The sequence below is a fragment of the Stutzerimonas urumqiensis genome (assembly GCF_003640395.1).
Classification (GTDB): Bacteria; Pseudomonadota; Gammaproteobacteria; order Pseudomonadales; family Pseudomonadaceae; genus Stutzerimonas; species Stutzerimonas urumqiensis.
In genome coordinates, this window is record NZ_RBZQ01000001.1 from 450440 (window position 1) to 476810 (window position 26371).

The window sequence follows — 26371 nt, forward strand, 5'->3', positions numbered from 1 at the left end:
GAGGAGGCCGTGCATGAAAACGCCGCTGCGTGTCGTTGTGACCCTGACCGTCGTCGCCCTGGCGGCGCTGGCCGGTCATCGGCTCTGGCAGCATTACCTGATCGCCCCCTGGACGCGCGATGCGCGCTTTCAGGCCGATGTGGTGACGCTGGCCGCCGATGTGTCGGGCGCGGTGGTCGACCTGCGCGTGCGCGACAACCAGCATGTCGCCAAGGGCGAGGTGCTGATGGTGATCGACCCCGAGCGCTACCAGGCGGCGCTGGACCAGGCCCGTGCGGTGGCGCAGGTGCGGGCGCAGGAGCTGCGCCTGCATGAGCACGAGGCCGAGCGGCGCGCCAGGCTCGGCCAATCCATCAGCGCCGAACAGCGGGAAAACGCGCAGATCGCCGCTGCCATTTCCCGTGCGCAGCTGCGCCAGGCCGAAGCGGCCGTGCGTGCCGCCGAGCTCGATCTGGCCCGCACGCAGGTGGTCGCACCGCAGGCCGGGCAGGTGACCAACCTGCGGCTGGTGCAGGGCAACCACGTGAGTGCCGGCGACCCGGTAATGGCGCTGGTGGTGGACGATTCGTTCTATGTGCAGGCGTATTTCGAGGAAACCAAGCTGCCCGCCATCCAGCTCGGCGATCCGGTGCAGGTGTGGCCGATGAGTACCGGCGAGCCGCTGCGCGGGGAGGTGGAGGGCATCAGCCTGGCGATTGCCGATCCAACCGTCGGCGCTGGCGATCGATTGCTCGCCAGCGTCGATCCGGCGTTCGACTGGGTGCGGCTGGCGCAGCGTATCCCGGTGCGGATTCGCCTGCTGGAGCGGCCGGAATCGCTGCGCCTGACCGCCGGCATGACCGCCAGCGTGAAGGTGCTGGATGCACCCTGACCAGGCGGCCAGCCTTAGCCGATGCTGATCGGCGGCAGCTCGGCGAGCTGGAAGGTTTCCTGCTTGCGGGGGGCGAGCACCTGCGCTTCGCCGTCGACGACCTGCTCGTCGTGCTGGTTGAACACCCGCGTGGCGATGCGCACGCGGTTCTTCGGCTGCTTCTCGAGAATCTCGAGTTCGACGCGCAGGGTGTCGCCGAGCTTGACCGGGCGGCTGAACGAGAGCTGCTGGCCGAGGTAGATGGTGCCGGGGCCGGGCAGCTCGCAGGCGATGGCGGCGCTGATCAGCGCGCCGCTGTACATGCCGTGTGCGATGCGTTCCTTGAACAGGGTACCGGCGGCGAAGTCGGCGTCCAGGTGGACCGGGTTGCGGTCGCCGGAGACGGCGGCGAAGAGCTGCACGTCCGCTTCCTGGACGGTCTTGCTGAAGGTCGCCTTCTGGCCGACTTCGAGGGCCTCGTAGGGTGTGTTGGTCACGTCGTTCATGAAGGTCTCTCGTACATGAAGGGAGGGGCATTCGCGTCGGCAGGCATTCTAGGCGCCCGGTCGCCGGTGCCCAAGCGATGCCTGCCAGGCCGGCCATTCAGCAGCAAGGCGGGATGAGCGAAATTCAGCCGAGTGATGACGCCGCCAGGCTGTTTGCCCTCGGCCCGCTTGCTGCTACTTTCCAAGCAGTGCGCCCGATGCGGGCCAGACGTTCTCAGGTAAAGAGGCCAATAACAAATGCAACCTGAATTCTGGAAGGACAAGCGCCCGGCGGGTGTGCCCAGCGAGATCGACATGGGCGGCTTCCGCTCGGTCGTCGAGGTATTCGAGCGATCGTGCAAGCACCACGCCGACCGACCGGCCTTCAGCAACATGGGCGTCACGCTGACCTATGCCGACCTTGAGCGCCACTCCGCGGCGTTCGCCAGCTACCTGCAGAACCACACCGATCTCAAGCCCGGCGACCGCATCGCCGTGCAGATGCCCAACCTGCTGCAGTACCCGATTGCCGTGTTCGGCGCGCTGCGTGCGGGGCTGGTGGTGGTCAACACCAACCCGCTGTACACCACGCGGGAGATGCGCCACCAGTTCAAGGATTCGGGCGCGCGTGCGCTGGTCTACCTCAATACCTTCGGCAACGCGGTGCAGCAGGTGCTGCCCGATACGGATATCGAATACCTGATCGAGGCGAAGATCGGCGACATGCTGCCGGCGCTCAAGGGCCTGCTGGTGGATGCCGCGGTCAAGCATGTGAAGAAGCTGGTGCCGGCCTACAGCCTGCCGCAGGCGGTCGCCTTCAAGGCCGCGCTGCGCGACGGCGCGCGTCACAGCCTCAAGCCCGTGCAGTCGACCCTCGACGATATCGCGGTGCTGCAATACACCGGCGGCACCACGGGCGTGGCCAAGGGCGCGATGCTGACGCACGGGAATCTGGTCGCCAACATGCGCCAGGTGCACGCGAACATGCAGCAGCTCGGCGACGACGGTCACCCGATCATCAAGGAAGGCCAGGAGGTGATGATCGCGCCGCTGCCGCTGTACCACATCTATGCGTTCACCGTGAATTGCATGTGCATGATGGTCACCGGCAACCACAACGTGCTGATCACCAACCCGCGCGACATCAACGGCTTCGTCAAGGAACTGCAGAAGTGGCGGTTCACCGGCTTCCTCGGGCTGAACACCCTGTTCGTCGCGCTGATGTCGCACCCGGAGTTCAAGAAGATCGACTTCTCCGCGCTCAAGGGCACCAATTCCGGCGGCACGGCGCTGGTGTCGTCGGTGGCCGATCGCTGGAAGAGCCTGACCGGCGTCACCGTGACCGAGGGGTACGGCCTGACCGAAACCTCGCCGGTGGTGAGCGCCAACCCGCACGGCGAAAAGGCCCGGCTGGGTACCGTCGGCCTGCCCGTGCCGGGCACTGCGCTCAAGGTGATCGACGATGAAGGCAACGAACTGCCGCTCGGCGAGCGGGGCGAGCTGTGCGTCAAGGGCCCGCAGGTGATGAAGGGCTACTGGAACCGCCCCGACGCCACCGCCGAGGTACTCGACGCCGAGGGCTGGCTCAAGACCGGTGACGTCGCGATCATCGACGAGGACGGCTTCGTGCGGATCGTCGACCGCAAGAAGGACCTGATCATCGTCTCGGGCTTCAATGTCTACCCGAACGAGATCGAGGACGTGGTCATGGCCCATCCGAAGGTCGCCAGCTGCGCGGCGGTCGGCGTGCCGGACGAACGCTCCGGCGAGGTGGTCAAGCTGTTCGTGGTCCGTAGCGATCCGAGCCTGACCCTCGAGGAGTTGCAGGCCTACTGCCGCGAGAATTTCACCGGCTACAAGATTCCCAAGCACTACGTGTTCAAGGACGCCCTGCCGATGACGCCGGTCGGCAAGATCCTGCGGCGCGAGCTGCGCGACATGGCCTGACGACCGCCCACTGACCCGACGCCTGCATCGGCTCGTCCGGCGCGGGGCAGTCCCAATCCACGCCGCGCGATTTGCGCGGCGTTTTCATTCCCGCTTCGCCCGTCAGGTGCGTGCCAGAGCCGTTGCGATCGCTGGCGGCGTCGCCTGGTCGACGGTGACCGAAGCGCCTTGATCGGTCATATTTTTGTCAGCCGGCCCCGCTTTCGGCTCTGTTCCGCCTGCGGCAAAACTGCTACGCTCGGCCCCGATTTTTGGCCGGGATAACGGTACAAAAGTTAACAAAACACAACAAAACAGCTGCAATCGCGCGCGAACATGCAGCTGACGCGTAGGAGTGGGGCGTTATGACCGATAACTTCTGGAAGGATAAATATCCAGTCGGGATACCCAGCGAGATCGATCCCGAGCAGTACCAGAACATCCAAGCCGTGCTGAAGCAGTCCTGCGAGCGCTTCGCCAGCAAGCCGGCCTTCAGCAATCTCGGCAAGACCCTCACGTACGGCGAGCTGTACCGGCTCTCGGGCGACTTCGCCGCCTACCTCCAGCACCACACCGACCTCAAGCCCGGCGACCGCATCGCCGTGCAGATGCCGAACGTCCTGCAATACCCGGTCGTCGTGTTCGGTGCCCTGCGCGCCGGGCTGATCGTGGTCAACACCAACCCGCTGTACACCGCGCGGGAAATGGAGCACCAGTTCAACGATTCGGGCGCCACGGCACTGGTCTGCCTGGCCAACATGGCGCACCTCGCCGAGCAGGTCCTGCCCAAGACGGGCATCCGGCACGTGGTCGTCACCGAAGTCGGCGACATGCTGCCGGGCCTCAAGCGCCTGCTGGTCAATAGCGTCGTCAAGCATGTGAAGAAGATGGTGCCGGCCTACCGCCTGCCGCAGGCCGTCAAGTTCAACCAGGCCATGTCGATGGGGCACGGCAAGGCGGTGACCGAGGCCAGCCCGCAGGGTGAAGACCTCGCCGTGCTGCAGTACACCGGCGGCACCACCGGCGTGGCCAAGGGGGCGATGCTCACGCACCGCAACATCGTCGCCAACATGCTGCAGAACCGCGCCCTGATGGGCAGCGAGCTGGCCGAAGGCGCCGAGGTGATGGTCGCGCCGCTGCCGCTGTATCACATCTATGCCTTCACCTTTCACTGCATGGCGATGATGCTGATCGGCGCGCACAACGTGCTGATTACCAACCCGCGCGACCTGGCGGCCTTCACCAAGGACCTGGCGAAGTACCGCTTCACCGGCTTCGTCGGTCTCAACACCCTGTTCGTCGCCCTGTGCAACAACGAGGCGTTCCGCAAGCTGGACTTCTCCTCGCTCAAGCTCACCGTCTCCGGCGGCATGGCGCTGCAACTGGCGACGGCCGAACGCTGGAAGGCGCTGACGGGCTGCGACATCGCCGAAGGCTTCGGCATGACCGAGACCAGCCCGGTGGTGTCGGTGAACCCGGTCAACCACATCAAGATCGGCACCATCGGCATCCCGCTGCCGTCGACGCAGTGCAAGGTCATCGACGACGAGGGCAACGACCTGCCGATGGGCTCGGTCGGCGAGCTGTGCGTCAAGGGCCCGCAGGTGATGAAGGGGTATTGGCAGCGCCCCGAGGCGACCGCCGAGATCCTCAGCGCCGAGGGTTGGTTGAAGACCGGCGACATCGGCATCATCCAGGAAGACGGCTACATGCGGATCGTCGACCGCAAGAAGGACATGATCCTGGTCTCGGGCTTCAACGTGTACCCCAACGAGCTGGAAGACGTGCTCGCCACGCTCCCTGGCGTGCAGCAATGCGCGGCGATCGGCGTGCCGGACGAGAAATCCGGCGAAGCGATCAAGCTGTTCGTGGTCACCAAGCCCGGCGAGAGCCTGACCAAGGAGCAGGTCATGCAGCACATGCACGACAACGTCACGGGCTACAAGCGACCCAGATACATGGAGTTCCGCGACAGCCTGCCGACCACCAACGTCGGCAAGATTCTGCGTCGCGAACTGCGCGACGAAGAGCTGAAGAAGCTCGGCAAGAAGTGATCTCGCGCTGAAGAAAAGAAGCCCCGCATTCGCGGGGCTTTTTGTTTTCTCGCACGGCTTCGAGCGTAACGCCAGGTGGTTAGTTGGGAACGGTTGACCTCGCCAAGACACACGCCGCTCGCCGCGGTGCGTTTATGCACGCGGTTGGCCAGAGGGAGGGGTGCGGCAGTGCCGTTTCGCATCGTTGCACAGGCTTTGCGGCGCTTGCCGACCAACGGCGCGGCAACGAACGGAACCGCGCGAACGCGGCTGCATGGAACCGGTCTAGCAGCCTATGGCCGCGCCCTGCGGTTCGCTGAGATTGATGTCGTGAGGCAGCGGCCTACCCATCAACTTTCCGCAAGGATGAGTTACCCATGCACAAGAAAAACAATGCAGTACGGGTAGTCGCGTCGCTCGCTCTGGCCGTGTCCACGGCCGCGCTCGCCGCACCGCAAAGCGATCCCGCTCAGTTCAACGAGTTCTGGACCCCCGGCATGCCGAACCCGGCGCTCTGCCGGTCGCCGTTGCTGGTCAGTTCGCCGCTCGGCTTGCCGCGCTGCATGGAAGTCAGCAACGTGATGAATCACCTGGAGGCGCTGCAGGACATCGCCTCGCTGAACGACGGCAACCGCGCATCCGGGACGCCGGGCTATCAGTCCTCGGTCGACTACGTGCGCACCCAGCTGGAACAGGCCGGTTACCAGGTGACGATCCAGCCGTTCCCGTTCCTGGCGTTCTATCCCAAAGGTCCGGGCACGCTCGCGGCCGTCGCGCCGCAGGCCGAGCAGTACGTCTGGGAAGAGGACTTCTCCTACCCCGAGCAGACCGATCCGGGCAGCGTCACCGCGCCGGTGGTGGCGGTCGACCTGCAACTCGGGCTCGGCAACACCTCTACCAGCGGCTGCGAGGCGGAAGACTTCGCCGGCTTCCCGGCCGGCTCGATCGCACTGATGCAGCGGGGCGCATGCACCTTCGAGCAGAAGGCCGAGAACGCCGCGGCGGCAGGGGCGGTGGGCGCCATCATCTTCAACCAGGGCGACACCGAGGACCGTACCGGGCTGATGGTCGCCACCCTCGGCTCGACCTACGAGGGCGGCATCCCGGTGCTGTTCGCGACCTACGAGAACGGCGTGGCCTGGTCGCAGACCGAGGGCCTGCAACTGGCCATGACGGTCGACGTGATCCGCGAACAGACCGAGACCTACAACGTGCTCGCCGAAACCCGGCGCGGTGACCCGGACAACGTGGTGATGGTCGGCGCGCACCTGGATTCGGTGTTCGAGGGTCCGGGCATCAACGACAACGCCTCCGGCAGCGCTGCGGTGCTGGAGATGGCGCTGCTGATGCGCAAGGCGCGGCCGTTCAACAAGGTGCGTTTCGCCTGGTGGGGCGCCGAGGAGTCGGGGCTGGTGGGTTCGACCTACTACGTCAACAGCCTGTCCGAGCAGGAGCAGGGACGGATCAAGGCGTACCTCAACGCCGACATGATCGGTTCGCCGAACTACGCCAACTTCATCTATGACGGCGACGGCTCCGACTTCGGCCTGCAAGGGCCGCCCGGGTCCGGCGCGATCGAGCGGCTGCTGCGTGCCTACTTCGATGTGCGGGGTGAGGCGTCGGAAGGCACCGAGATCGACTTCCGCTCCGATTACGCGCAGTTCTTCGAGGTCGGCATTCCGTTCGGCGGCCTGTTCACCGGCGCCGAAGGGATCAAGACGGTCGAACAGGCCCAGCTGTATGGCGGCGCGGCCGGCCAGCCATACGATCCCTGCTACCACCAGGCCTGCGATGACCTGACCAACCTGTCCACCGAAGCGTTGGAGTTGCATGCCGATGCGTTGGCGTTCGCGACCAGCTGGCTGTCGCTTTCGACCCAAATGATCGACGACGAGATCGCCGAGGCCGAGCAACAGAGCCAGCAGAGCCTTCGCATGCTGTCGGTTCCGCAGGAGCGCTCGCGTTGGGGTGACCTGATCCGCTAAGCACCAGGCCAGGCAGCGGCCCTCGACGCCGCTGCCTGCTGCCCGCCGACCATCAGGTCGCCTCCTGCGCCGCTGGGCTTCGATCCGGGCGCGACATCAGCACCACACCGATGACCACACAGACGGCCGCCAGCAGCATCGACAGGCTGCCGCTTTCGCCGAGCAGCAGGATGGCCACCGCCGCCCCGGCCATCGCACCCACCGAACCGATCTGGCTCAGGTACACCGGGCCGGCGATCTTTTGCAGGCGGAAAAACATCGCGTAGGTACAGGCGAACAGGAGCATCTGCGCCAGCACCGGCCACAGCTCAGGTTGCCGGGGCGTGCCCGCCGTATCGGTATTCGCCAAGCCCTGCATGGCCAGGCTCGGCACCAGCAGTAGCGCGCCGGCCAACAGCATGCCCGGCGCCAGCGCGAGCGGCGTGGCGCCTGCCGGCCAGCGCAGGGTGCGGTAGATGTTGCCCAGCGCCAGGAACACCGGAACCACCAGCACCGCCAGCACCCAGCCGAGCGGTGCATCGCCGGCGCTCGCCTTGCCGATCGCCAGCAGCAGGCTGCCGATCAACCCGAGCACCACGCCGAGCAGCCGCAGGCCGCGCAGCCGTTCCAGCTTCAGCAGCACCGCCAGCCCATAGGTGAGCAGCGGCGGAAAGGCCAGGCACAGCGAGGCATAACCGGCGCCGACATGGGGAATCGCGCTGAACATCACCGCGTTCGGCAGACTGATGCTGATCAGCCCCGACACCAGGTAATAACGCAGATGGGCTCGACCGAGGGGTGGCCGCGCCTGGCTCGCCATCGCCAGACCGACCAGCAGCACACCCGCGCCGAGCAGGCTCCATAGCAGGAAGGTCACCGGCTGCCAGCCACCCGTCGTGGCGATCTTGACCAGGTTGTTGGTCAGCCCCAGCAGCGTCCCCGTCCCGATCAGCAGTGCAAGGGGGGAGTGCCAGGGGTTCGATTGCTTCATGAAGGTCTCCGATAAGGTTGCATTCCGAGTTCGGCGCAGCGACCCAGGGTCGATTCGGCCTGCGGCGGGCCGGGCAAATCTGCGACAATCCCGGCCTTTGTCGCCAAGCCTCCAAGCCGCCTGATGACCGATTCGACACCCGCTTTCTCCACGTTGCTGAACAACCTCGATCAGGCGCTCAACGCCGATCGCCACCGCCTGCGCCGACAGCTGCACGAACTGCAGAAAAAGCCCGACGAGGCGAAATTCGCCCAGTGGCTGGAACGCTTCCAGGCGTCCTGCGCCAAGGTCGAGGCCCGGCGCCGGAGCGTACCTGTCATGCGTTACGACGATGCCTTGCCGATCGCCGCCAAGCGCGACGAGATCAAGGCCGCGCTGGAGCAGCATCAGGTGCTGGTGCTGGCCGGCGAAACCGGCTCGGGCAAGACCACCCAGCTGCCGAAGATCTGCCTGGAAATCGGTCGCGGTGTGCACGGGTTGATCGGCCACACCCAGCCGCGCCGGCTGGCGGCGCGCAGCGTGGCGACGCGGGTGGCCGAGGAAATCGGCACGCCGCTGGGCGAGCTGGTCGGCTATCAGGTGCGCTTCGAAGACCACAGCGCCGAAGGCACGCTGGTCAAGCTGATGACCGACGGCATCTTGCTGGCCGAGACGCAGCACGACCGCTTCCTGGAAAAGTACGACACGATCATCGTCGACGAGGCGCACGAGCGCAGCCTCAACATCGACTTCCTGCTCGGCTACCTGAAGACGCTGCTGCCACGCCGGCCGGACCTGAAGGTGATCATCACCTCGGCGACCATCGACCTGGAGCGCTTCAGCCAGCACTTCGATGATGCGCCCATCGTCGAGGTGTCGGGCCGCACCTATCCGGTAGACCTCTGGTACCGGCCGCTGGCCGCCGAAACCGACGAAGACGGCAACCGCGTCGAGGACGACCTCACCGTCGACCAGGGCATCCTTGCCGCGCTGGGCGAGATCGAAGCGCATGAGAAAGAGGTGGGCAAGCGGCCCGGCGACGTGCTGGTCTTCCTGCCCGGCGAGCGCGAGATTCGCGATGCCGCCGAGGTGCTGCGCAAGGCCAACCTGCGCCACACCGAGGTGCTGCCGCTGTACGCGCGCCTGACCCCGGCCGAGCAGCAGAAGATCTTCCGGCCGATGCCGGGGCGCAAGATCGTGCTCGCCACCAACGTGGCCGAAACCTCGCTGACCGTGCCGGGTATCCGCTACGTGATCGATTCCGGCACCGCGCGCATCAGCCGCTACAGCTACCGCGCCAAGGTCCAGCGACTGCCGATCGAGGCCATCGCCCAGGCCAGCGCCAACCAGCGCAAGGGCCGTTGCGGGCGGGTCGAGCCGGGTATCTGCATCCGGCTGTACAGCGAGGAGGACTTCCTCGGCCGACCGGAATTCACCGACCCGGAAATCCTGCGCACCAACCTGGCCGCGGTGATCCTGCAGATGCTGCACCTGCGCCTCGGCCAGATCGAGGACTTCCCCTTCATCGAGCCGCCGGACGGCAAGGCCATCAGCGACGGCTTCAACCTGTTGCAGGAGCTGTCGGCGGTCAATCGCGAGAACCAGCTGACGCCACTCGGCCGCCAGCTGGCGCGCCTGCCGATCGATCCGCGGCTGGGGCGGATGCTGCTCGAGGCGGCCAACTTGGGCAGTCTGGACGAGGTGTTGATCGTCGCCAGCGCGCTCTCGGTGCAGGACGTACGCGAACGCCCGGTCGATCGCCAGACCCAGGCCGACCAGGCGCATGCCCAGTGGAAGGACCCGGACTCGGACTTCGCCGCGCTGATCAACCTCTGGCGCGGTTTCGAAGAACAGCGCCAGGCGCTGGGCTCCAACGCGCTGCGGACCTGGTGCCGCAAGCACTTCCTCAACTACCTGCGCCTGCGCGAATGGCGCGACGCGCATCGGCAGCTGACGTTGATCGTGCGCGAGCTGAAGCTGGGCGCGAACAAGTCGGTGGATGGCTCCGGCCATCCACCCTACGAAAAGGCGGACGCGCGCCGAAACCGTAGGGTGGACAACGGCGAAGCCTTGTCCACGCGTCAGGCCGAGGCTGACTCCCAACCCGCGCTCACCACCGACAAGCGCGTCAACGCCAAGCTCGCCCAACAGGCCGAGGCGACCGAGGCAGCAGTGCGCGCGAAGAACTACGCCGCCGTGCACAAGGCCATTCTCGCCGGCCTGCTCAGCCAGATCGGCAGCAAGACCGAGGACGGCGACTACCTTGGCGCGCGTCAGCGGCGCTTCTGGATTCATCCGTCCAGCGTCATCGGCCGCAAGAAGCCGAACTGGGTAATGGCCGCCGAGCTGGTGGAAACCACCAAGCTGTTCGCGCGCATGGTCGCCAAGATCGAGTCGGACTGGATCGAGCCGCTGGCCCGGCACCTGATCAAGACAAACCACTTCGAAGCGCACTGGGAGAAGAAGCGCGGGCAGGTCGTCGCCTTCGAGCAGGTCACCCTGTACGGCATGATCATCGTCGGCCGCCGCGCGGTGCATTACGGGCCGATCGAGCCGGTGCTATCGCGCGAGTTGCTGATTCGCGAGGGACTGGTGCGCGGCGACATCAACAGCCGCGCCCGCGCGCTCAGCGCCAACCGCCAGTTGCTCGAGCGCCTCGACGAGCTGGAAGCCAAAGCCCGCCGGCGCGACATCCTCGCCGACGAAGAAACGCTCTTCGCCTTCTACGACGCGCGCATCCCGGCGGACATCTACCAGACCGCGACCTTCGACAGCTGGTACAAGCGCGAGGGCGCCAAGGACCCGCAGCTGCTGATCATGCGCGAGGAGGACGTGCTCGCCCGCGAGGCGCGTGAGGTCACCGCTGCGCAGTATCCGGACACGCTGCAGCTCGGCGAACTCCAGCTGCCGCTCAGCTATGACTTCGAGCCCGGCAGCGAGCGTGATGGCGTGACCCTGCGCGTGCCGGCGCCGCTGTTGCCGCAACTGCCGGCGGAACGGTTGGACTGGCTGGTGCCAGGGCTCATCGAAGCCAAGGCGGTGGCGCTGGTGCGCGGGTTGCCGAAGGCGATCCGCAAGAACTTCGTGCCGGTACCGGACTTCGTTGCCGCCGCGCTTTCCAAGATCACCTTCGGCCAGGGCTCGCTGTTCGAGGTGCTAGGGCGCGAGCTGCAGCGCATGACCGGGGCGCGCATCCCCGACGAGGCCTGGCCGGAGGCGGTTGCCGGGCTGGAGCGTCATCTGCGGATGAACATCGAGGTGGTCGACGCCAGCGGCAAGTACCTGGGCGAGGGACGCGACCTCGCCGCGCTCACCGCGCGCTTCGCCGAGGCCAGCCAGGCCGCCCTGGCCGTCCCGCAGAAGCAGCAGCAGGCCGACAAACCGGTCGAGGCGCGCGCCTTCGAGGCGGTCCCGGAAAAGACCCAGCAGAAGGTCGCGGGGCTGGCCATGACGGTCTACCCAGCGCTGGTGGAAGAGGGTGGGGCGGTGAAGGAAGGACGCTTCCCGACCCAGGCCGAGGCCGACTGGCAGCACCGCCGCGCGCTTCAGCGCCTGCTGCTGCAACAGCTGAACGAACAGGCCAAGTTCCTGCGTAACAAGTTGCCAGGCTTGACCGATCTGAGCCTGCTCTACCGCGACATGGGCAAGCCCGATGCGCTGGTCGAGGACATCCTGCTGGCCAGCCTCGACGAAGCCATCCTCGACGGCGTGACGCCGCTACCGCGCGACGGCGCCGCGCTGGCCTCGCTGGCCGAGCAGAAACGCGGCGGCTGGACCGAGCACGCCGAGCGCCTGGCGCGCCGCGTGCTCGACATCCTCAAGCTGCGTCAGACTTTGCAGAAGCGCTTCAAGGGCAAGATCGACCTCGCCCAAGCCGTGGCGCTGAACGACATCAAGGCGCAACTGGCTAACCTGATCTATCCCGGCTTTGTGCGCGACACTCCGCCCGAGTGGCTGAAGGAGTACCCGCGCTACCTCAAGGCCATCGAGCAGCGCCTCGACAAGGTCGGCGCCCAGCTGCAGCGCGACCGCGTCTGGACTGGCGAAATTGCAGGCCTGTGGGAGCGATACCAGGCGCGCCTGAACAAGCACCAGCAGGAAGGCAAGCGCGACCCCAATCTCATGCTCTACCGCTGGATGCTTGAGGAATACCGCGTCTCGCTCTGGGCGCAGCAACTGGGCACGAAGATGCCCGTGTCCGATAAGCGCTTGAACAAGCAATGGAACGAGATCGAGGGCTGAACGCCGGCGGCCGGTGTGGTTCGGTGGGTAACCAACGCTTTGCGTAGGAGCCAGCTTGCTGGCGAACAGGCCGCTCTGATGGCTCGGTCATCCAACCCGCCATCGCCGGCAAGCCGGCTCTTACAGGAACCGTTGTGCTTGCACGAGTACACGTAAGCGCGACCCCCTCGGCGTAAGGTGAATTGTGAAGAGGGAGACGGCCCGCCATCGCAGGGCAGTCCGCTATGCAGGTCGTTGTGTTTCGGTGGAGATGACCAGCGCTTTGCGTAGGAGCCAGCTTGCTGGCGAAGCTCTTGTTTCTGAACGCCGCACTTTCCTCGGCTCGGACTACCGATTGCGCCTTGCACGGCGCGTCACTTTCTCTTGTCTCGCCAAGAGAAAGTAACCAAAGAGAAGGCGACCCCGTCATCCGGGTCTTCGCTGTGCGAAGACTTCCCTCACTCCGGCGCCGCTCTGGGGGGCGCGTCACGACGGGACGTCCCTGTCCCGCCGCGCCTCGCTCGGCGTCCTGCCTCTCGTCCCCCTGCGCAACGCCTGCGTTCGGCCGGATGAAAGGGGGTTGGTCCGAGTGGCTTGATGGTTGGGTGCAAGCGGTGGAAAACGCTTTGCGGTTTTCCACCCTACGGTGGCTGGCGGTCGGTGATGGCCTAGTCCGTGGGCTTCGAAGACGTAGGGCGGATTCAGGAGCGAAGCGAACAATCCGCCGGGGACATTGCCGATGTGAAACCGGTGCATTGCATTCGCGAATGCACCCTACGGTTGTCTCGCTTTCGAGACCACAACAGCTCTGCTCTGCTTTGCTTCTCTCGCTTTCCACACCCAAACCATCAGGCCACACCCTCGCCCCATCAGCAGGCCGAGCGCAGGTGTCGTGGAGGGGGTTGAGCGGCAGGGATGCCGCGAGAGCCGCGAGGGCCAGGGATGGCCCTTCGTGGCGGGCCCCTGGAGCGGCACCGGAGTGAGGGGACCCCGGCGAAGCCGGGGCCGGATGCAGGGGTGGGCTTTCTTTTGCTTACTTTTCTTTGCCCAGACAAAGAAAAGTGAGGCGCCGTGCAAGGCGCAATCTGTAGTTCGGGCCGAGGAAAGCGCTGCGGCCAAAAAACCTCAGCGAGACGCCAAGAAACAGAAGCAAAAGCATCGCCCGCAAGCGGGCTCCTACAAGTTCTTCAACGCTTAGCGCCGTGCAAGGCGCAATCGGTAGTTCGGGCCGAGGAAAGTGCAGCGTCCGAAACTCCCGAACGTGAAGCCAAAAGACAAAAGCATCGCCCGCAAGCGGGCTCCTACAAAATCTTCCAACGCTTAGCACCGTGTAGGACGCAACCTGTAGGGCAGGCGGGAAAGCGCGGCGTCCAAATACCTCAGCGAGATGCCGAGTAACAAAAGCAAGAGTTTCGCCAGCAAGCTGGCTACAGCAATCGTTGTGCTTGCAGGAGAAGCGAGGCGTTCGTGCACGCAGGTGGCGTGATCGGGCGCCGGTGAAGGCGGTTGGCCGGCACCCTTCGCGCCGCATGGCGCGAGGGGCGGCCGTTAGGCGGTCGGTTACTCGGCGATGAAGCTAGTGGTGGTGCCGTAGTAGAGCTTGTCCACGGCTTGGCCGGCGACCTTCTGTCCATTGGCCGGTACTTCGTGGCCGCTGGCGACGATGTAGCGCCCCGCGCCCTCGACCGGCACCGTGACCTGACCGCTGGCGTCGGTCTTCAGCTCCTTGGCCTTGTTGTCCGGCGTGATCAGCATGACGTCGTTTTCGGCGAGCGGTTCGCCCTTGAACATCAGGGTGAAGCGATCGGCACCTGCTTCCACCGGGACCAGTTCGAAGTCCATGCCCGGCTTGGTTTCGGTCCGGCCGTAACGGGCGTGCATCAAGGCGGCGGTGACTTCGCCCTGGTCGTTTTCCCAGGGCTTCCAGACCTGGTCGTTGGTGGCGCGAACGTCGCCGGTTCCTTCGACGCTGGCTTCCAGGTGATCGTCCTTGACGGTGAGCGTGGCCGCGTCCGCGGGCGTAGCGACGAACAGCGTGGTGGTCGGGGCGAGGGCGGCGATGGTTTCGCCGCGCTCCAGCACACCCTGATCAGGCTCGCCGAGATAGAGCTTGACGGGGCCTGTTCCGTCCCGCTCGAGCCAGAGTTCGTGGGCGGTAGCCGGCAGTGCGAAGGTACCGAGGAGCAGCGCATAGGCGAAAGGCTTGAGCATGTTTCGTTCCTTGTTCGAAGGGCGGGTGGGTTGTGGTGGTCCGATCAGGAGTAAGAGGTACCGCGCCTCGCACGGCACCCCTCGGTCGCTTACAGGGTCCAGTTGACGCTGAACATCAGGTTGCGCGGATCGCCGTAGCCGATGCTGGTATTGCTGTTGAGGCTTGAGTAGTACTCCTCGTCGAACACGTTATTGAGGTTGACGCGGGTATCGACGTGTTCATTGACGCGATAGCCGAGCATCAGACCGACGACGGCGTAGGCGTCCTGTTCGATGCGGTAGGTGGCGGTTTCATTGAAGGTGCTGTTCTGCGCATTGATCGTGCCGCCCACGCGCCACTGTTGCAGCTCGCCCGGCAGGTGGTAGACGGTCGATACCTTGAGCAGATGACGGGGCTGGTCGGGATCGAACAGCTTGCCTTCGTTAGAGGCGGTGCTGTCCTTGCGGTACTTCGCTTCGACGTAGGTGTAACCGACGCTGCCTTCCCAACCTTCGGCCAGCAAGCCGGCCACTTCGAGGTCGATACCCTTGCTTTCCACTTCGCCGGCGGCCTCGTAGCAGGCGACGCTTGGGTTCGGGCAGAACGAGCTATCGAGCAGCTTGGCGCGGTTTTCCTGAAGCATGCGGAACAGTGCTGCCGAAGCGTTGAGCCTGCCGTCGAAGTAGGCCGCTTTCAGACCGATCTCGTAGTTGGTTCCCGTCATCGGCGCGATGATGCCGCCACTGGCGTCGGGGCTGTTTTGCGGCTTGAAGATGTCGGTGTAGCTGGCGTAGACCGAGTAGGTGTCGTTCAAGTCGTAGATGACGCCGGCGTAGCGCGTCACGTTGCGGGTGACCTTGTAGCTGTTGGCTTCGTTGGCATCGTCGTAGTCGTACCAGTCGAGCCGGCCGCCGAGGATGACCTTGAGCGGATCGGTGATGCTCAGGCGAGTCGCGGCATAGACGCCTTTTTCCTCGCTCTGGAACTTGAGGTTCCACAGGTTCATGTCGTAGCTGGGTTCGGGAACCGCTCCGCTGTCCCATTCGTACGGATCGATGTTGGTTGCCGTGGTGCCCCAGCCGCCATGGCCATCGAAGATTTCATTGCGCATGCTGGCACCGACCACCAGCTCATGGGTGCGGCCGAACAGCTGGAACGGGCCGGAGAGGTTGCCGTCGTAGCTGTTGTAGTTGTCGGTGTAGGTGTACTCACCGGCGCCCTGGTTGAGCGAGCCGGCTCGGTCGTAGAAGAAGTACGAGCCGAGCATGTTGATCCGGCCCCACATTTTGTTGCCGGCGAGGCGCAGCCTCCAGTCGTTGTCGAAGCGGTGCTCCAGTTCGGCGAACAGGTGGCGTGTATTGGTGTTCCAGTACGCCCAGTCGTTGCCGAGGTAGGCGGAACGGGACAGACCAAGGTCCGAGCCGTCGAATGCGGTGGGTGTACCGCCCCAATCGGCATCCTTGTTGTCGTTCTGGTAGGACGCGCCGATGGTGAACAGCGTGCGATCGGTGAGATCGGCTTCGACGATGCCATAGGCAAAGCCATGCTCGGTACTGCCGTAGTCGCGGTAAGTGCCGTTATCTTCATACGCCGTGACGATGCGGCCGCGCAGAGTGCCGGCTTCGTTCAGCGCATTGGAGGCATCCACTTCGGTGCGGTAGCGGTCCCAGCTGCCGGCACTGGCGCCGATGCTCACATAGGGCTCGTAGGTCGGCCGCTTGCGAATCAGGTTGATGGCGGCAGAGGGATTGCCGGAGCCCTGCATCAGGCCGGTGGACCCTCGTACCACTTCGACGCGATCGAGCATGGCGCTATCTGGCGCGGTGATGACGTCCTGCGAATAGCGCGACAGGCTGATCGGCAGGCCGTCGTACATGATGTTGTCAACCTGGAAGCCCCGCGCATAGTAGCGCTGGCGCTCCGGCCCGGATTGCTGGATCGTCAGGCCTGTCGTGTTCTGCACGATTTCGTTCAGATTGCCGAGACCTTGGTCCTCGATGCGCTGACTGGTGATCACGCTCACCGATTGCGGTGTTTCACGCAGCGACATGGGCAGCTTGGTCGATGAGTTGACCACGCCCGTGGTGTAGGAGCCGGTGCCTTCCGTTCGCGCTACGCCGGTCAGGCCGGTCGAGATGACATCCATCGTGCCGAGGTTCACGCGCTCATCGGTCGCCGAGGACGATGCCGCCTGGCTCACCGTGGCGGTGCCGTCGCGAAGCTCGAAGTCGAGCCCGGTGCCTGCCAGCAAGGTCTGCAAGGCCTCGGTTGGCTCCATGTCGCCCTTGATGGCAGGTGCCTGGTGGTTAGCCACGCCCTCGGCCTGGAACTGGATACGCAAACCACTTTGCGCCTCCAGCTGTTGCAGTGAGCTGGCCAGCGGCTGGGCGGGCAGGTCGAGGCTGACCGGCGTCGCCTGTGCGACGGCGCTGATGCCGAGCCATACCGACAAGGCGAGCGGATGGAGGACTGACTGTTTCATTGCGGGATCCCTGCGTGCGAGGCAACGCCAAGGTGACGTGCCGGTAGTACCGTGCGGCTGCAAGCCATCGTGTTAGCGGCCCCGATCCGTGCGGACGGCATGTGTGCCGGCTCGTGCGCTGGCGAGGCGGCGAGAAGCCTAGTCAAACGCGAATTGGCTGTAAATGAGAAAAAATATTAAATGCGGCTGTTTATCTTCTTTGGGCGGAGGGTCCGTAGTGCGGCGTCGCTGGGCGAAGAGGCGATAGTCCGGCGAGCCGCCCTTGCGTTTCGCCGGTAGCGCCTCGCTGTGATGTGGTTCTCGCTTCGTCACGGCCTCGTCTGCCGGCCATTCAGGCCGCTTGCTAACCTCCGCGGCTGGACTCGGGGGCAGGGAAGGCAATGAAATTTCGTCTGGTGCTGACAGGCAAGGCGGTGACGGGCGTCGCTCGCGCGGATATTCAACAGCGGCTGATCGAGCAATTGCGGCTTCCGCCCGAACAGGCGGCGGCACTGCTGCCGCCGGCCATGCGAGTGATCAAGCAGGGCCTCGATCGGCAGGGTGCCGAGCGCCTGCGGCTACGGTTTGAAGCGGTCGGGCTGGAAACCCGTGTCGAGGCAATCGAAATCGCGCCGCCAATCGACCCGCTCGAGTCGCTGCGCACGCTGGCCGGGACCGGCCTGAAGCGCTCGCGTCCGAGCCTGTCGTACGTGCTGCACCTGTTCCTCGTCACGCTCTGCTGCGCATTGATACCCGCGCTCTATGCGGGCCTTGTACTTGCCCTGGCCGGTGCGCTGGGTTGGTATCTCACGCACCTGCATCTCTACCTCGACGAGGTTCGGAACGTCTGGCTGAAGCTGTGTGCCTACGGCATTCCCGCGATCAGCGGCGGTGTGCTGCTGTTGTTCATGGCGCGCCCCTTGTTCCTCGGGCGCAGGCCGCCCGAGCGGCCGATGACGTTGGACCTTGCGCGTGAGCCGCGCCTTCGTGCGGTTCTCGAGCATCTTTCGCAGGCGATCGGGTTGCAGCCGCCGGTCGCGGTGGAGCTGTCCGGCCAGGTCAATGCCAGCGTGCATTTCGAAGGCGGCTGGCGTGGCTTCTTCACCGGTCGCAAGGTGCTCACGATCGGCCTGCCGCTGGTCGCCGGGCTGACGGTGCAGCAGTTCGTCGGCGTGCTGGCCCACGAGTTCGGTCATTTCGCCCAGCGCTTCGGCTTGCGTTGCAGCTTTCTCATCAACCACGTCAACGCCTGGCTGGAGGCGCGCAGCTACGCTCGCGACGCGTGGGACGATCGGCTGGACGACTGGCTGGAGCGCGAGCTCTGGTTCCCGCTGCCGCTGGCCTTGTCGCTCGCCCGGGCGGGCATCGCGCTGTCGCGCTGGATCATGGGCGGCTGTTTCCGGCTCAGCTTCCGGTTGTCCCGTTCGCTGTCACGGCAGATGGAATTCGATGCCGATCGCTACGAGGCGCTCGTCAGCGGCAGCGGGACCTTCCGCCAGACTGCGTTGCAGCTGCGAACGCTCTCTGAGGCGTGGCGCGAAGTGGATCGGCACAACGGCCGCCTCTGGCGCGAGCGCCGGCTGCTGCGCGACATGCCGGAAGCGACGGCGCTGATGGCGTCCCGGCTGGACGGCGCGACCCTCAAAGCCATCGAGGAGAGCCTGGAACGCCAGGCCACGCGCTACTGGGACACCCACCCGGCGGACCTCGATCGCATTCGCTACAGCGAGGCGCTGGCAGCGCCCGGTCATCTGCACGACCGGCGCCCGGCGGCGGCGCTGTTCGAACGCTTCGCGGACCACTGCCAGCGGGTGACGCTCGCCTACTACGGTGATCTCGGGCTCGATCATCAGGGCGCGCAGCTGCAGGACAGTCACAGCCTGTTGCAGGCCAGCCAGCAACGCGAGCAGGCGCTCGATCAGCTTCAGGAATGGTCCGGCCGGCAATGGCGCGCCGAACCGTGGCTGCCGTTGCACCTGCCGGTGCGGGAGGCGCACGGGTCGCTGGACTGGCAAGCGACCATCGACCTGTTGCGCCAGCAGTCGCCTGAAATCGCCCGCGCCTGGGAAAGCGCCGAACAGGAGCAACGACAGCGTGCCGCCCTGGCCTACTGCCTGTCCTGGCACCAATGCGGCGTGAACAGCTGGCTGAGCGACCATGAGCCGCTCGATCCGGCGACGCACCAGCCGCTGTATCACCGTATCGACGAGGGCCGCACGCCGGCGCAGCAGCAGCTCGTGCCGGTGGCTTCGCTGTACCGTCGCCGGCTCGAACTTGCCTTGGCGAAGGCCGACGACGCCACCCGTGCCGCCGCGACCGCGCTGATGCAGATGAGCGGACTCGGGCGCGACTTCCTGCGCCTGCGTGAAGCCCAGGAGCTCGCCGGTCGCTTCGTCGCCGAGTACCGTCACGAGGGTGGCGAGAAGGCGGATCGCCTGAGCCACGATGCCCTGGTGCGCTATCAGGACCTTGCCCTGCGTCTGCTGAAGAAAGCCGATCGCATCGCACAGCCCTTGCTCGATGGCGAGACCCTCGGCGGATACCTGCGGCTGCGCTGCCCGCATCTGCAAGGCGAGCCGGGCCAGCCGATGGCGTTCTTCGAGCAGAGCCAGACGCTCATCGACAGCCTGTCGTACGCCTTCGCGCGCGTGGCCTCCGAGGTAGCCAGCGGGTGCCTGGCGATCGAACGGGAGCACGGCATTCGCGGCATCCGCCTGATCGCCAGGGTCGGCGCGACCGCTTGACGATGCTCGGATGAGCGAGCCTTCGCGGCCCCGATTCAGCTCAGCGGTTGAGCCCGTCGATGGTTCGCCGCCAGGCGAGCCTGGCGGCCTGCTGGTCATGGCGCGGTTCGAGTCGTTACGGAAGCCATGGGTCGTGCCTGCATTGAGCGTCACCCAGCGGCCGATCTCGGCAGCGCCGCAGGCGGGTCAGCAAAACCGAGCGTGTGGGCGCCCGTTCGGTGACAATGCCTCGGTCGCGCGACCGTTCGCGGCGCCCAGCCCTTCTGGTGAGAACCTCATGTTCGAACTTCGCCCCCTTGACCCGGAACGCTACCGCCGGGACACCCGTCGCATTGCTTTCGTGCTCATTGCCGTCTTTCTCGTGCTGGCGATGCTGCTCTCCACGCTCGCCGTCCGGCTATTCGGCGAGCCGGGGGGCGACAACTTCCGCTGGAACCTGATCGGCGTGCTCGCCGGGCTTGCCGCGACGGCGGTGGTGGTCAGGCTCAAGCTCTGGTCGACGCCCTGGATGGCGCCGGCGGTGTACGGCTGGCAGCTCAAGCGCAACCTGATGCGCGTCACCAACGTCATGCACGGGGTCAAGGCCGGCGTCGCGGCGCGGGATGCCGACGCGCTGAAGCTGCTGCGCTTCTATCATCTGGGCGTGATGCAGATGCACCAGCTCGACGGCAACCCGGCCGATAGCGCCCTGGTGCGCGAAATCGACGCCCATCAGGCCTTGATGGACGCGCAGGGGATCGCTCCCCAGCAGACGCGCCTCGATCCCGAGTGGCTCGATGCGGTGCGGCGTCATCTGCCGTCCGGCCGATGATCGCTTAGGCCCGTTGCGAGCGACCCGCCGAACCGAACGATGCCGCCGGCATCGACCGACTAATTTCCCGCAGGCGTTTCACGATGAGAGAGAAGTGGTCAGCGTTTCCCTGGGTGTGCTTCGCCATGTGCGTGGGCGTCATGGGCACGGCGCTCATCTCGCCGCTCTATCCGCTCTACAAGGACGTGTGGGAGCTGCGCACCAGCGACATTTCGCTGATCTATGTCGTCTACATGTTGGGCGCGCTCTGTGGGCTGCTGTTCATGGGCAGGCTGGCGGATCGTCTGGGGTTTCGCGCGGTGATGATGCTCGGGCTGATCCTGGGCTGGGTCGGCACGCTGGTGACCCTGTTGGCCTGGGATCTGACGAGCTTGAACATCGGCCGGTTCGCGGTGGGCCTTTCGTCCAGCCTGATCGTGACCAGCGCGTCGGTCGGCCTGGTGCAGCTGTCGCGTGATGGCGCCTCGCAACGGATCTCGACCATCACCAGCTTCCTGCTCGCCTTCGGCTTCGGCCTCGGCCCGATCACGGGCGGCGTGATCGGCCAATGGTTACCGAACCCGCTGGTCGTCACCTACATCCCGACGCTCGTGCTCGGCCTCGTCGCGATCTATGCACTGACGCGCATCGACCTTGGAGCGCATGCCGAGGCCGCGCGAACGCCACTGGGCTGGCCCGACCTGATGCCGCGCCTGACCTGGACCGAACGCCGCGACTCGGTCGCTTTCATGCTCACCTGCGCCTGCCCGTTCTTCGCGTTCGGCGTGTTCGGGCTCTACGCCTCCATGTCGCCGCTGTTCCTCGACAAGATGCTGCCCTGGCACGGCCCGGTCGTGAGCGGCACCGCGATCGGCGTCATCCTGCTGGCCTCGGCTACGGTGCAATTGCTCTGCGCGAAGCTATCGATTCGCTGGTGCGGCCTGCTGGGCCTGTTGTCGGTGGTCGTGAGCAACGCGCTGCTGGTCGCCAACTTCAAGGTCGGTTCGAGCATGCTGTTCGCGATCGGCGTCGGCACGGCAGCGACGGCACATGGGCTCTGCCTGCTGGCCGGCATCAGCATGGTCAACCACATCACCAGCCCGGCGCAGCGCTCCGGGCTGATTTCGACCTACCTCGTCTGCGGCTACGTCGGCAGCATCGTGCCGCTGCTGGTTGCCGGCTGGATCGCCGACCACTTCGGCCTGCCGACGGCCATCACCGCGCTGGGTCTGTGCGTCGTGGCCGTGGCGACGCCGCTGGCGGTGTGGTTCTTCGTCCATCCGCGGATGCGGCGCGTCTGACGTGCGCAGCGCCTCCTGAGCTAGCGCCGTTGCGGCGGAACGATCAAGGACATCCGGGCCGGGACTTCGATAGGCGCTGGGCGCCACGCCCACTTCGCGCCGGAAGACCTGGGAGAAGTGGCTGGCGCTCGAATAGCCCACCTCCAACGCGATGTCGATGACGCTGCGATCGGTCGCCAGCAGCAACTGCCGCGCCCGGGCCATGCGCAAGCGGATGAAGTAGCGGGAGGGCGACAGACCGGTCGCCCGTTTGAACAGGCGACTGAAATGGCATTCGCTCAGTTTCCATGCGGCGAGTCCTCGTGAACCGGTATGTGCCCTTGGCGGGGCTACGCTATGCAGGCATGGCGCTCGCACAGGCTGGTAGCCGTCGCCAAAAGGCGTCGGTTCACCGAGCTGGCTGACGCGAGCGCCGCCGCTTTTCCAGACACGTCAGAGGAGACGCACCATGGAGCGATTCACCGGCGGTTGCCTTTGCGGCAACGTCCGCATCCTCGCCACGGGACGCCCGTACCGGGTCGGCCTTTGCCACTGCCTCGATTGCCGCAAGCATCACGGCGCGCTCTTTTTCGCGGCTGCGATGTTTCCCCAGGCGGCCGTGACCATCGAGGGCGAAACCCGCGAGTACGCCGGGCGATGCTTCTGCCCTCGTTGCGGCTCGCCCGTGTTCGCGCGCAGCGCCGATGAAATCGAAGTACACCTGGGCGCCCTGGACGCCCCCGATCAGCTGACCCCGACCTACGAGTGCTGGACGATTCGCCGCGAAGCCTGGCTGCCGGCCTTTCCGCTCGCAAAGCGATACGAGCGGGACCGGGAGGGCGAAGGTCGATCGGAGGGGTAGGGCATGCGTTGAAACACGAATGGATGCCTGCCGGAACTAGCCCCGGCGCAAGTCCGGGCTCTTTCGTATCGCAGGCGCTCAAGGCAGCGGATTGCCCAGCCCTGGCTCGTTGATGTCGTCTTCTGAGGCATTGCCCGGTTGGCGGACATCTCGCCCGGTTGCCGGGCGGTCGGTGGCAGTGCGTGCTGTGCCGGGTATGTCCGGGTTGTCGGTGACGAACTCGGGATCGGCCGTATGGCTCGGGTTCTGTTCCTGGCCGGGTACGGGTTGTTGGTCGTGGGGTCGGTCGAGCGGATCGATGCTCATGGTTCACCTCCGGTTAGCCAATGGGTGGCTCTTCATTCGAGGTGCTTGGGTCGCCTTCGTGCGGGCCGCATGTCGCGTGGCGGTCGAGCGAGGGAGGGGCCGGTCTCAGCGGCTCGCTGCGCCCGTGCGGCTATGGACTCGCGTGCACTGCATCAGGTCCTGACAGCGAAAGGGTGCCGTCCTTTTCCAATCGCACCCGCAGGAAATCTTCTGCCAGCAGTAGCGTTCCCCCGTAGCAGCTGGCGGCCTCGGCCCGGATATCCGCCATCGACAGGCCCCGGCTCGGGTCGTTCTGGTAGCGGGCGCTGAAGTGGGTGAGGACGAGGTTGGGCAATTCGATCGACTGGGCGAAGGTGGCGACCTGCGCGGCCGTGCTGTGGCCGAAGTCCGATTTGCCGGCGTCGGCGATGGGCTGGGTGTAGGTCGCCTCGTGCACCAGCACATGCGCGCCCTGGCAGGCCTCGCGCAGCAGCTCGGGACGGTCGTTGTCGCCGGCGATGACGATGCGGCGCGGCGCTCGGGCGGTGATGAGGTAGTCGTCGGCCTGCAGGATGCGGCCATCTAATGCGACGTCATGGCCGCGTACCAGCTGCCCCCAGAGCGGACCGCGCGGGATGCCGTCGCGGTCGAGCTTTTCGGTGTCGAGGCGTGGGTCGGGGCGGGCTTCGGTGAAGCCGTAGCCCCAGCTCGGCACGCGATGGGACAGGGCGGTGGCGTCGACGCGCACCTGCGAATTGCGCCAGCCGTCGAAGGTTTCGATGGGGTGAAAACGCAGCTCGTAGGGTAGCCAGCTGTGGCTCATGCGCAGGGTGCCGCGCAGCCAGTCTTCGATGGCGGCGGGGGCGATGATGTCGAGCGGTTCCGATCGCCGCGCCATGCCGGCGCTGGCGAGCAGGCCGGGCAGCCCGTAGCAGTGGTCGCCATGAACATGGGTGATGAAGATCGCGCGCAGGCCGTGCAGGGTCAGCGGTGTGTGCAGCAGCTGGTGCTGGGTCGCCTCGCCGCAATCGATCAGGTACCAGCCCTTGCCGCTGTCTTCGAGCAGTGCGACGCCGCTGACGTTGCGCGCCTTGGTCGGGGTGCCGGAGGAGGTGCCGAGAAAGAGCAGGTCCAAGGAAGTCTCCACTGCCGATGGCGTTGGGTGAGCAGTATGCCGTGCCGATCCTGTGGTTGCCCGGCGTCCGGTGCAGGCAGCCCCTCGGATGCCGTGATGGTCTGGCGGGTGGCGATTGTCTACCCTTGGGCTTTCGCCACTCCGAGGCAGCCAGCGATGCGCCTGTTTAGCCCTCACCTGACGGTTGTGATCGTCTTCTTCTGCTGCGGTTTCAGCTTTGCGGTCATCGGGCTGGCGACCGGGTTGGATACCTTTCTCTACATGGCGCCCGGGTTTCTGATCCCGGCAATCGTGCTGTTCATCACGGCTCGCCGCGGGCGTAACGGCATCGGCCGGGATGAGTAACGCGCAGGTCCGCCGCCTGATCGTCGAGCGGCTCGAAAGCGATCTGCAGGTCGCGCGCACCGCGCTGGCCGCGGCGCACGAGGCGGCGACACACAGCGAGAGCAAGGCCGAGAACAAGTACGACACCCGTGGGCTGGAGGCCGCCTACCTCGCCGATGGCCAGCGACGGCGCGTGCACGAGATCGAACTGGCCTTGGCGGCGTTCCGGCAGTTGCCGGCAGAACTGGCGCCGCAGGGCAGGGTGCGTGTCGGCATGCTCGTCCAGCTGGCCCAGGAGGACGGCGAGCGCTGGGTATTCCTCGGTCCCGATGGCGCCGGAATGAAGATTCGCTGGGACGACGCCGACGTGCTGGTCATTTCGCCGCGCTCCCCGCTGGGCCAGCTGTTGCCGGGCCGGTGCATCGGCGATGAAGTGGAGCTGCGGGTCGAGGGCCGCGTGCAGGTCTTCGAGGTGCTCGCGATACGTTGATCGCCGGTGCTTGGCTATAGTCGTTCCCGTTCCGGCAGACGATAAGGACAGGCCATGATCACAGGACATCCCACGGTGCTGGTGACCGGCGCCAGTCGCGGCATTGGCGCGGCAACGGCTCGCCTCGCCGCACAGCGCGGCTATCAGGTGTGCATCAACTATCGCCACGATGAAGCGGCGGCGCAGGCGCTGGTCGAGGCCATTCGTGCCGACGGCGGGCGCGCCGAGGCGTTCGGTGCCGACGTCTCGCGTGAAGACGAGGTGCTGGCGCTGTTCGGGTTCGTCGATCGCGTCTTCGGCCCGCTCAGCGGGCTGGTGAACAACGCCGGCGTGCTCGAACGTCAGATGCGGCTCGACGAGATGCCTGCCGACCGCCTGCAACGGCTGTTGGCGACCAACGTGTTCGGCGCGCTGCTGTGCGCACGCGAGGCGGTGCGGCGGATGTCCAGCCGTCACGGCGGCGCGGGCGGCGCCATTGTCAATGTGTCGTCGGCGGCGTCGCGGCTCGGCTCACCCGGCGAATACATCGATTACGCAGCCACCAAGGGCGCGATCGACAGCCTGACGCTCGGTCTGTCGAAGGAGGTCGCCGCCGAGGGCGTCCGCGTCAATGCGGTGCGGCCGGCGTTCATCCACACCGACATCCACGCCAGCGGCGGCGAACCCGACCGCATCCAGCGCGTGCAGGGCAGCATCCCGATGCAGCGCGGCGGTACGGCGGAGGAGGTGGCGCAAGCGATCGTCTGGCTGCTGTCTGACGAGGCGTCATACGTCACTGGCAGCTTCATCGAGCTGGCGGGCGGCAAGTGACCGAAACGCGGCGCGTACGGGCCGCGCAGTGTTGCCGCCAGGTCCCGCTGGCTGGCGATTTCCACCGGGGATCGCCAGCGCTCGGGTTCATGCCTGCTCGCAGTTGACCATCCAGGACACGCCGAAGCGGTCGGTCAGCATGCCGAAGCGCTCGGCCCAGAAGGTCTTTTCCATCGGCATGATCACCTGGCCCCCTTCGGCGAGGGCGACGAACAGGCGCTCGCCCTCGGCAACGCTGGCCGGGTGCAACGCGATCGAGCAGCCCTTGATGCCCTCGTACCGCTCGGCGCCGCAGGCACCCTCGGGCATCGAGTCCGAGGCCATCAGCGACTGGCCATCGAACGTCAGGCAGGCGTGCATGGTCCGGCCGTGATGCTCGGCCGGCATGTCGCCGGCAACGGGGGATTCGCCGAACGACATCACGGCCAGCTCGCCGCCCAGTACCTGCTGATAGAAGGTGAAGGCCTCGCGCGCGTTGCCGTCGAAGGTGAGGTAGGTCGAGAGTTTCATGGAGGTGTCCTCAGTTGTTGAAATGGTCGGGCTACCCAGC

Annotated in this window: 19 protein-coding genes and 1 pseudogene; 12 read left to right on the plus strand and 8 right to left on the minus strand. The window is 65.9% G+C overall.

Annotation, left to right across the window (positions count from 1 at the left end; translation table 11 throughout):
• Positions 1-13 precede the first annotated feature (13 nt).
• Positions 14-871, plus strand: a complete 858-nt coding sequence (locus D7325_RS02330; RefSeq protein WP_120993679.1) for an efflux RND transporter periplasmic adaptor subunit — start codon at positions 14-16, stop codon at positions 869-871.
• 14 nt (positions 872-885) lie between these two features.
• Here the strand turns inward: D7325_RS02330 and D7325_RS02335 are convergent, their stop codons facing one another.
• A complete protein-coding gene (locus D7325_RS02335) occupies positions 886-1356 on the minus strand; it encodes a MaoC family dehydratase (RefSeq protein WP_120993681.1) in 471 nt (156 codons plus the stop codon).
• Positions 1357-1593: 237 nt separating this feature from the next.
• Here D7325_RS02335 and fadD2 point away from each other — a divergent pair, with 237 nt between their 5' ends.
• The 3 genes from fadD2 (at position 1594) to D7325_RS02350 (ending at position 7279) form a co-directional block, all read left to right on the plus strand.
• Positions 1594-3282: a long-chain-fatty-acid--CoA ligase FadD2 gene (gene fadD2, locus D7325_RS02340; protein ID WP_120993683.1), complete on the plus strand. Its 1689-nt coding sequence runs from the start codon at positions 1594-1596 to the stop codon at positions 3280-3282.
• 344 nt (positions 3283-3626) lie between these two features.
• Positions 3627-5315 (plus strand): long-chain-fatty-acid--CoA ligase FadD1, encoded by a 1689-nt coding sequence (gene fadD1, locus D7325_RS02345; RefSeq protein WP_120993685.1) that lies wholly within the window; start codon positions 3627-3629, stop codon positions 5313-5315.
• Between the two features lie 356 nt (positions 5316-5671).
• Positions 5672-7279 (plus strand): M28 family metallopeptidase, encoded by a 1608-nt coding sequence (locus D7325_RS02350; RefSeq protein WP_120993687.1) that lies wholly within the window; start codon positions 5672-5674, stop codon positions 7277-7279.
• 52 nt (positions 7280-7331) lie between these two features.
• On the opposite strand, the gene D7325_RS02355 is transcribed toward D7325_RS02350, so the two are convergent.
• Positions 7332-8249, minus strand: a complete 918-nt coding sequence (locus D7325_RS02355) for a DMT family transporter (RefSeq protein ID WP_120993689.1) — start codon at positions 8247-8249, stop codon at positions 7332-7334.
• A gap of 123 nt (positions 8250-8372) precedes the next feature.
• Here D7325_RS02355 and hrpA point away from each other — a divergent pair, with 123 nt between their 5' ends.
• The gene (hrpA, locus tag D7325_RS02360; RefSeq protein WP_120993691.1) at positions 8373-12470 is read left to right on the plus strand and encodes an ATP-dependent RNA helicase HrpA; all 4098 of its coding nucleotides are present in this window, start codon (positions 8373-8375) and stop codon (positions 12468-12470) included.
• A 1539-nt stretch (positions 12471-14009) separates the two neighbouring features.
• Here hrpA and D7325_RS02365 read toward each other — a convergent pair.
• A complete protein-coding gene (locus D7325_RS02365; protein ID WP_120993693.1) occupies positions 14010-14660 on the minus strand; it encodes a DUF4198 domain-containing protein in 651 nt (216 codons plus the stop codon).
• Positions 14661-14749: 89 nt separating this feature from the next.
• On the minus strand, positions 14750-17122 hold the full coding sequence (locus D7325_RS02370) for a TonB-dependent siderophore receptor (protein ID WP_120993695.1): 2373 nt from the start codon (positions 17120-17122) through the stop codon (positions 14750-14752).
• A gap of 380 nt (positions 17123-17502) precedes the next feature.
• On the opposite strand from D7325_RS02370, the gene D7325_RS02375 reads away from it, so the two are divergent.
• From D7325_RS02375 to D7325_RS02385, 3 genes are all read left to right on the plus strand, one after another.
• Positions 17503-19845 (plus strand): M48 family metallopeptidase, encoded by a 2343-nt coding sequence (locus D7325_RS02375; RefSeq protein WP_120993697.1) that lies wholly within the window; start codon positions 17503-17505, stop codon positions 19843-19845.
• Between the two features lie 277 nt (positions 19846-20122).
• Positions 20123-20656, plus strand: coding sequence for a DUF3087 domain-containing protein (locus D7325_RS02380; RefSeq protein WP_120993699.1), 534 nt, complete (start codon positions 20123-20125; stop codon positions 20654-20656).
• Between the two features lie 83 nt (positions 20657-20739).
• Positions 20740-21936 carry an MFS transporter gene (locus D7325_RS02385; protein WP_120993701.1) on the plus strand — a complete coding sequence of 399 codons (1197 nt, stop codon included), beginning with the start codon at positions 20740-20742 and terminating at the stop codon, positions 21934-21936.
• A 66-nt stretch (positions 21937-22002) separates the two neighbouring features.
• On the opposite strand, the pseudogene D7325_RS02390 reads toward D7325_RS02385, so the two are convergent.
• Positions 22003-22221: pseudogene (locus D7325_RS02390) on the minus strand (helix-turn-helix domain-containing protein); the annotation flags it as partial.
• A 163-nt stretch (positions 22222-22384) separates the two neighbouring features.
• Between D7325_RS02390 and D7325_RS02395 the strand changes: the two are divergent.
• Entirely contained in the window at positions 22385-22777 is a 393-nt protein-coding gene (locus tag D7325_RS02395; protein WP_120993703.1) for a GFA family protein, read from the plus strand.
• A 78-nt stretch (positions 22778-22855) separates the two neighbouring features.
• Here the strand turns inward: D7325_RS02395 and D7325_RS02400 are convergent, their stop codons facing one another.
• Positions 22856-23083: a hypothetical protein gene (locus D7325_RS02400; RefSeq protein WP_120993705.1), complete on the minus strand. Its 228-nt coding sequence runs from the start codon at positions 23081-23083 to the stop codon at positions 22856-22858.
• 130 nt (positions 23084-23213) lie between these two features.
• Positions 23214-24197 carry a ribonuclease Z gene (locus D7325_RS02405; protein ID WP_120993707.1) on the minus strand — a complete coding sequence of 328 codons (984 nt, stop codon included), beginning with the start codon at positions 24195-24197 and terminating at the stop codon, positions 23214-23216.
• A 156-nt stretch (positions 24198-24353) separates the two neighbouring features.
• Between D7325_RS02405 and D7325_RS02410 the strand changes: the two genes are divergently transcribed.
• The 3 genes from D7325_RS02410 to D7325_RS02420 are packed head-to-tail and all read left to right on the plus strand — an operon-like array spanning position 24354 to position 25821.
• Positions 24354-24542, plus strand: coding sequence for a hypothetical protein (locus D7325_RS02410; protein WP_162987985.1), 189 nt, complete (start codon positions 24354-24356; stop codon positions 24540-24542).
• On the plus strand, positions 24535-25011 hold the full coding sequence (locus D7325_RS02415; RefSeq protein WP_120993711.1) for a GreA/GreB family elongation factor: 477 nt from the start codon (positions 24535-24537) through the stop codon (positions 25009-25011). Before D7325_RS02410 ends, D7325_RS02415 begins: the two co-directional genes overlap by 8 nt.
• Before the next feature lie 54 nt (positions 25012-25065).
• A complete protein-coding gene (locus D7325_RS02420; RefSeq protein ID WP_120993713.1) occupies positions 25066-25821 on the plus strand; it encodes an SDR family oxidoreductase in 756 nt (251 codons plus the stop codon).
• A gap of 87 nt (positions 25822-25908) precedes the next feature.
• Here D7325_RS02420 and D7325_RS02425 read toward each other — a convergent pair whose 3' ends face one another.
• Positions 25909-26331 carry a VOC family protein gene (locus D7325_RS02425; RefSeq protein WP_120993715.1) on the minus strand — a complete coding sequence of 141 codons (423 nt, stop codon included), beginning with the start codon at positions 26329-26331 and terminating at the stop codon, positions 25909-25911.
• Between the last annotated feature and the right edge of the window lie 40 nt (positions 26332-26371).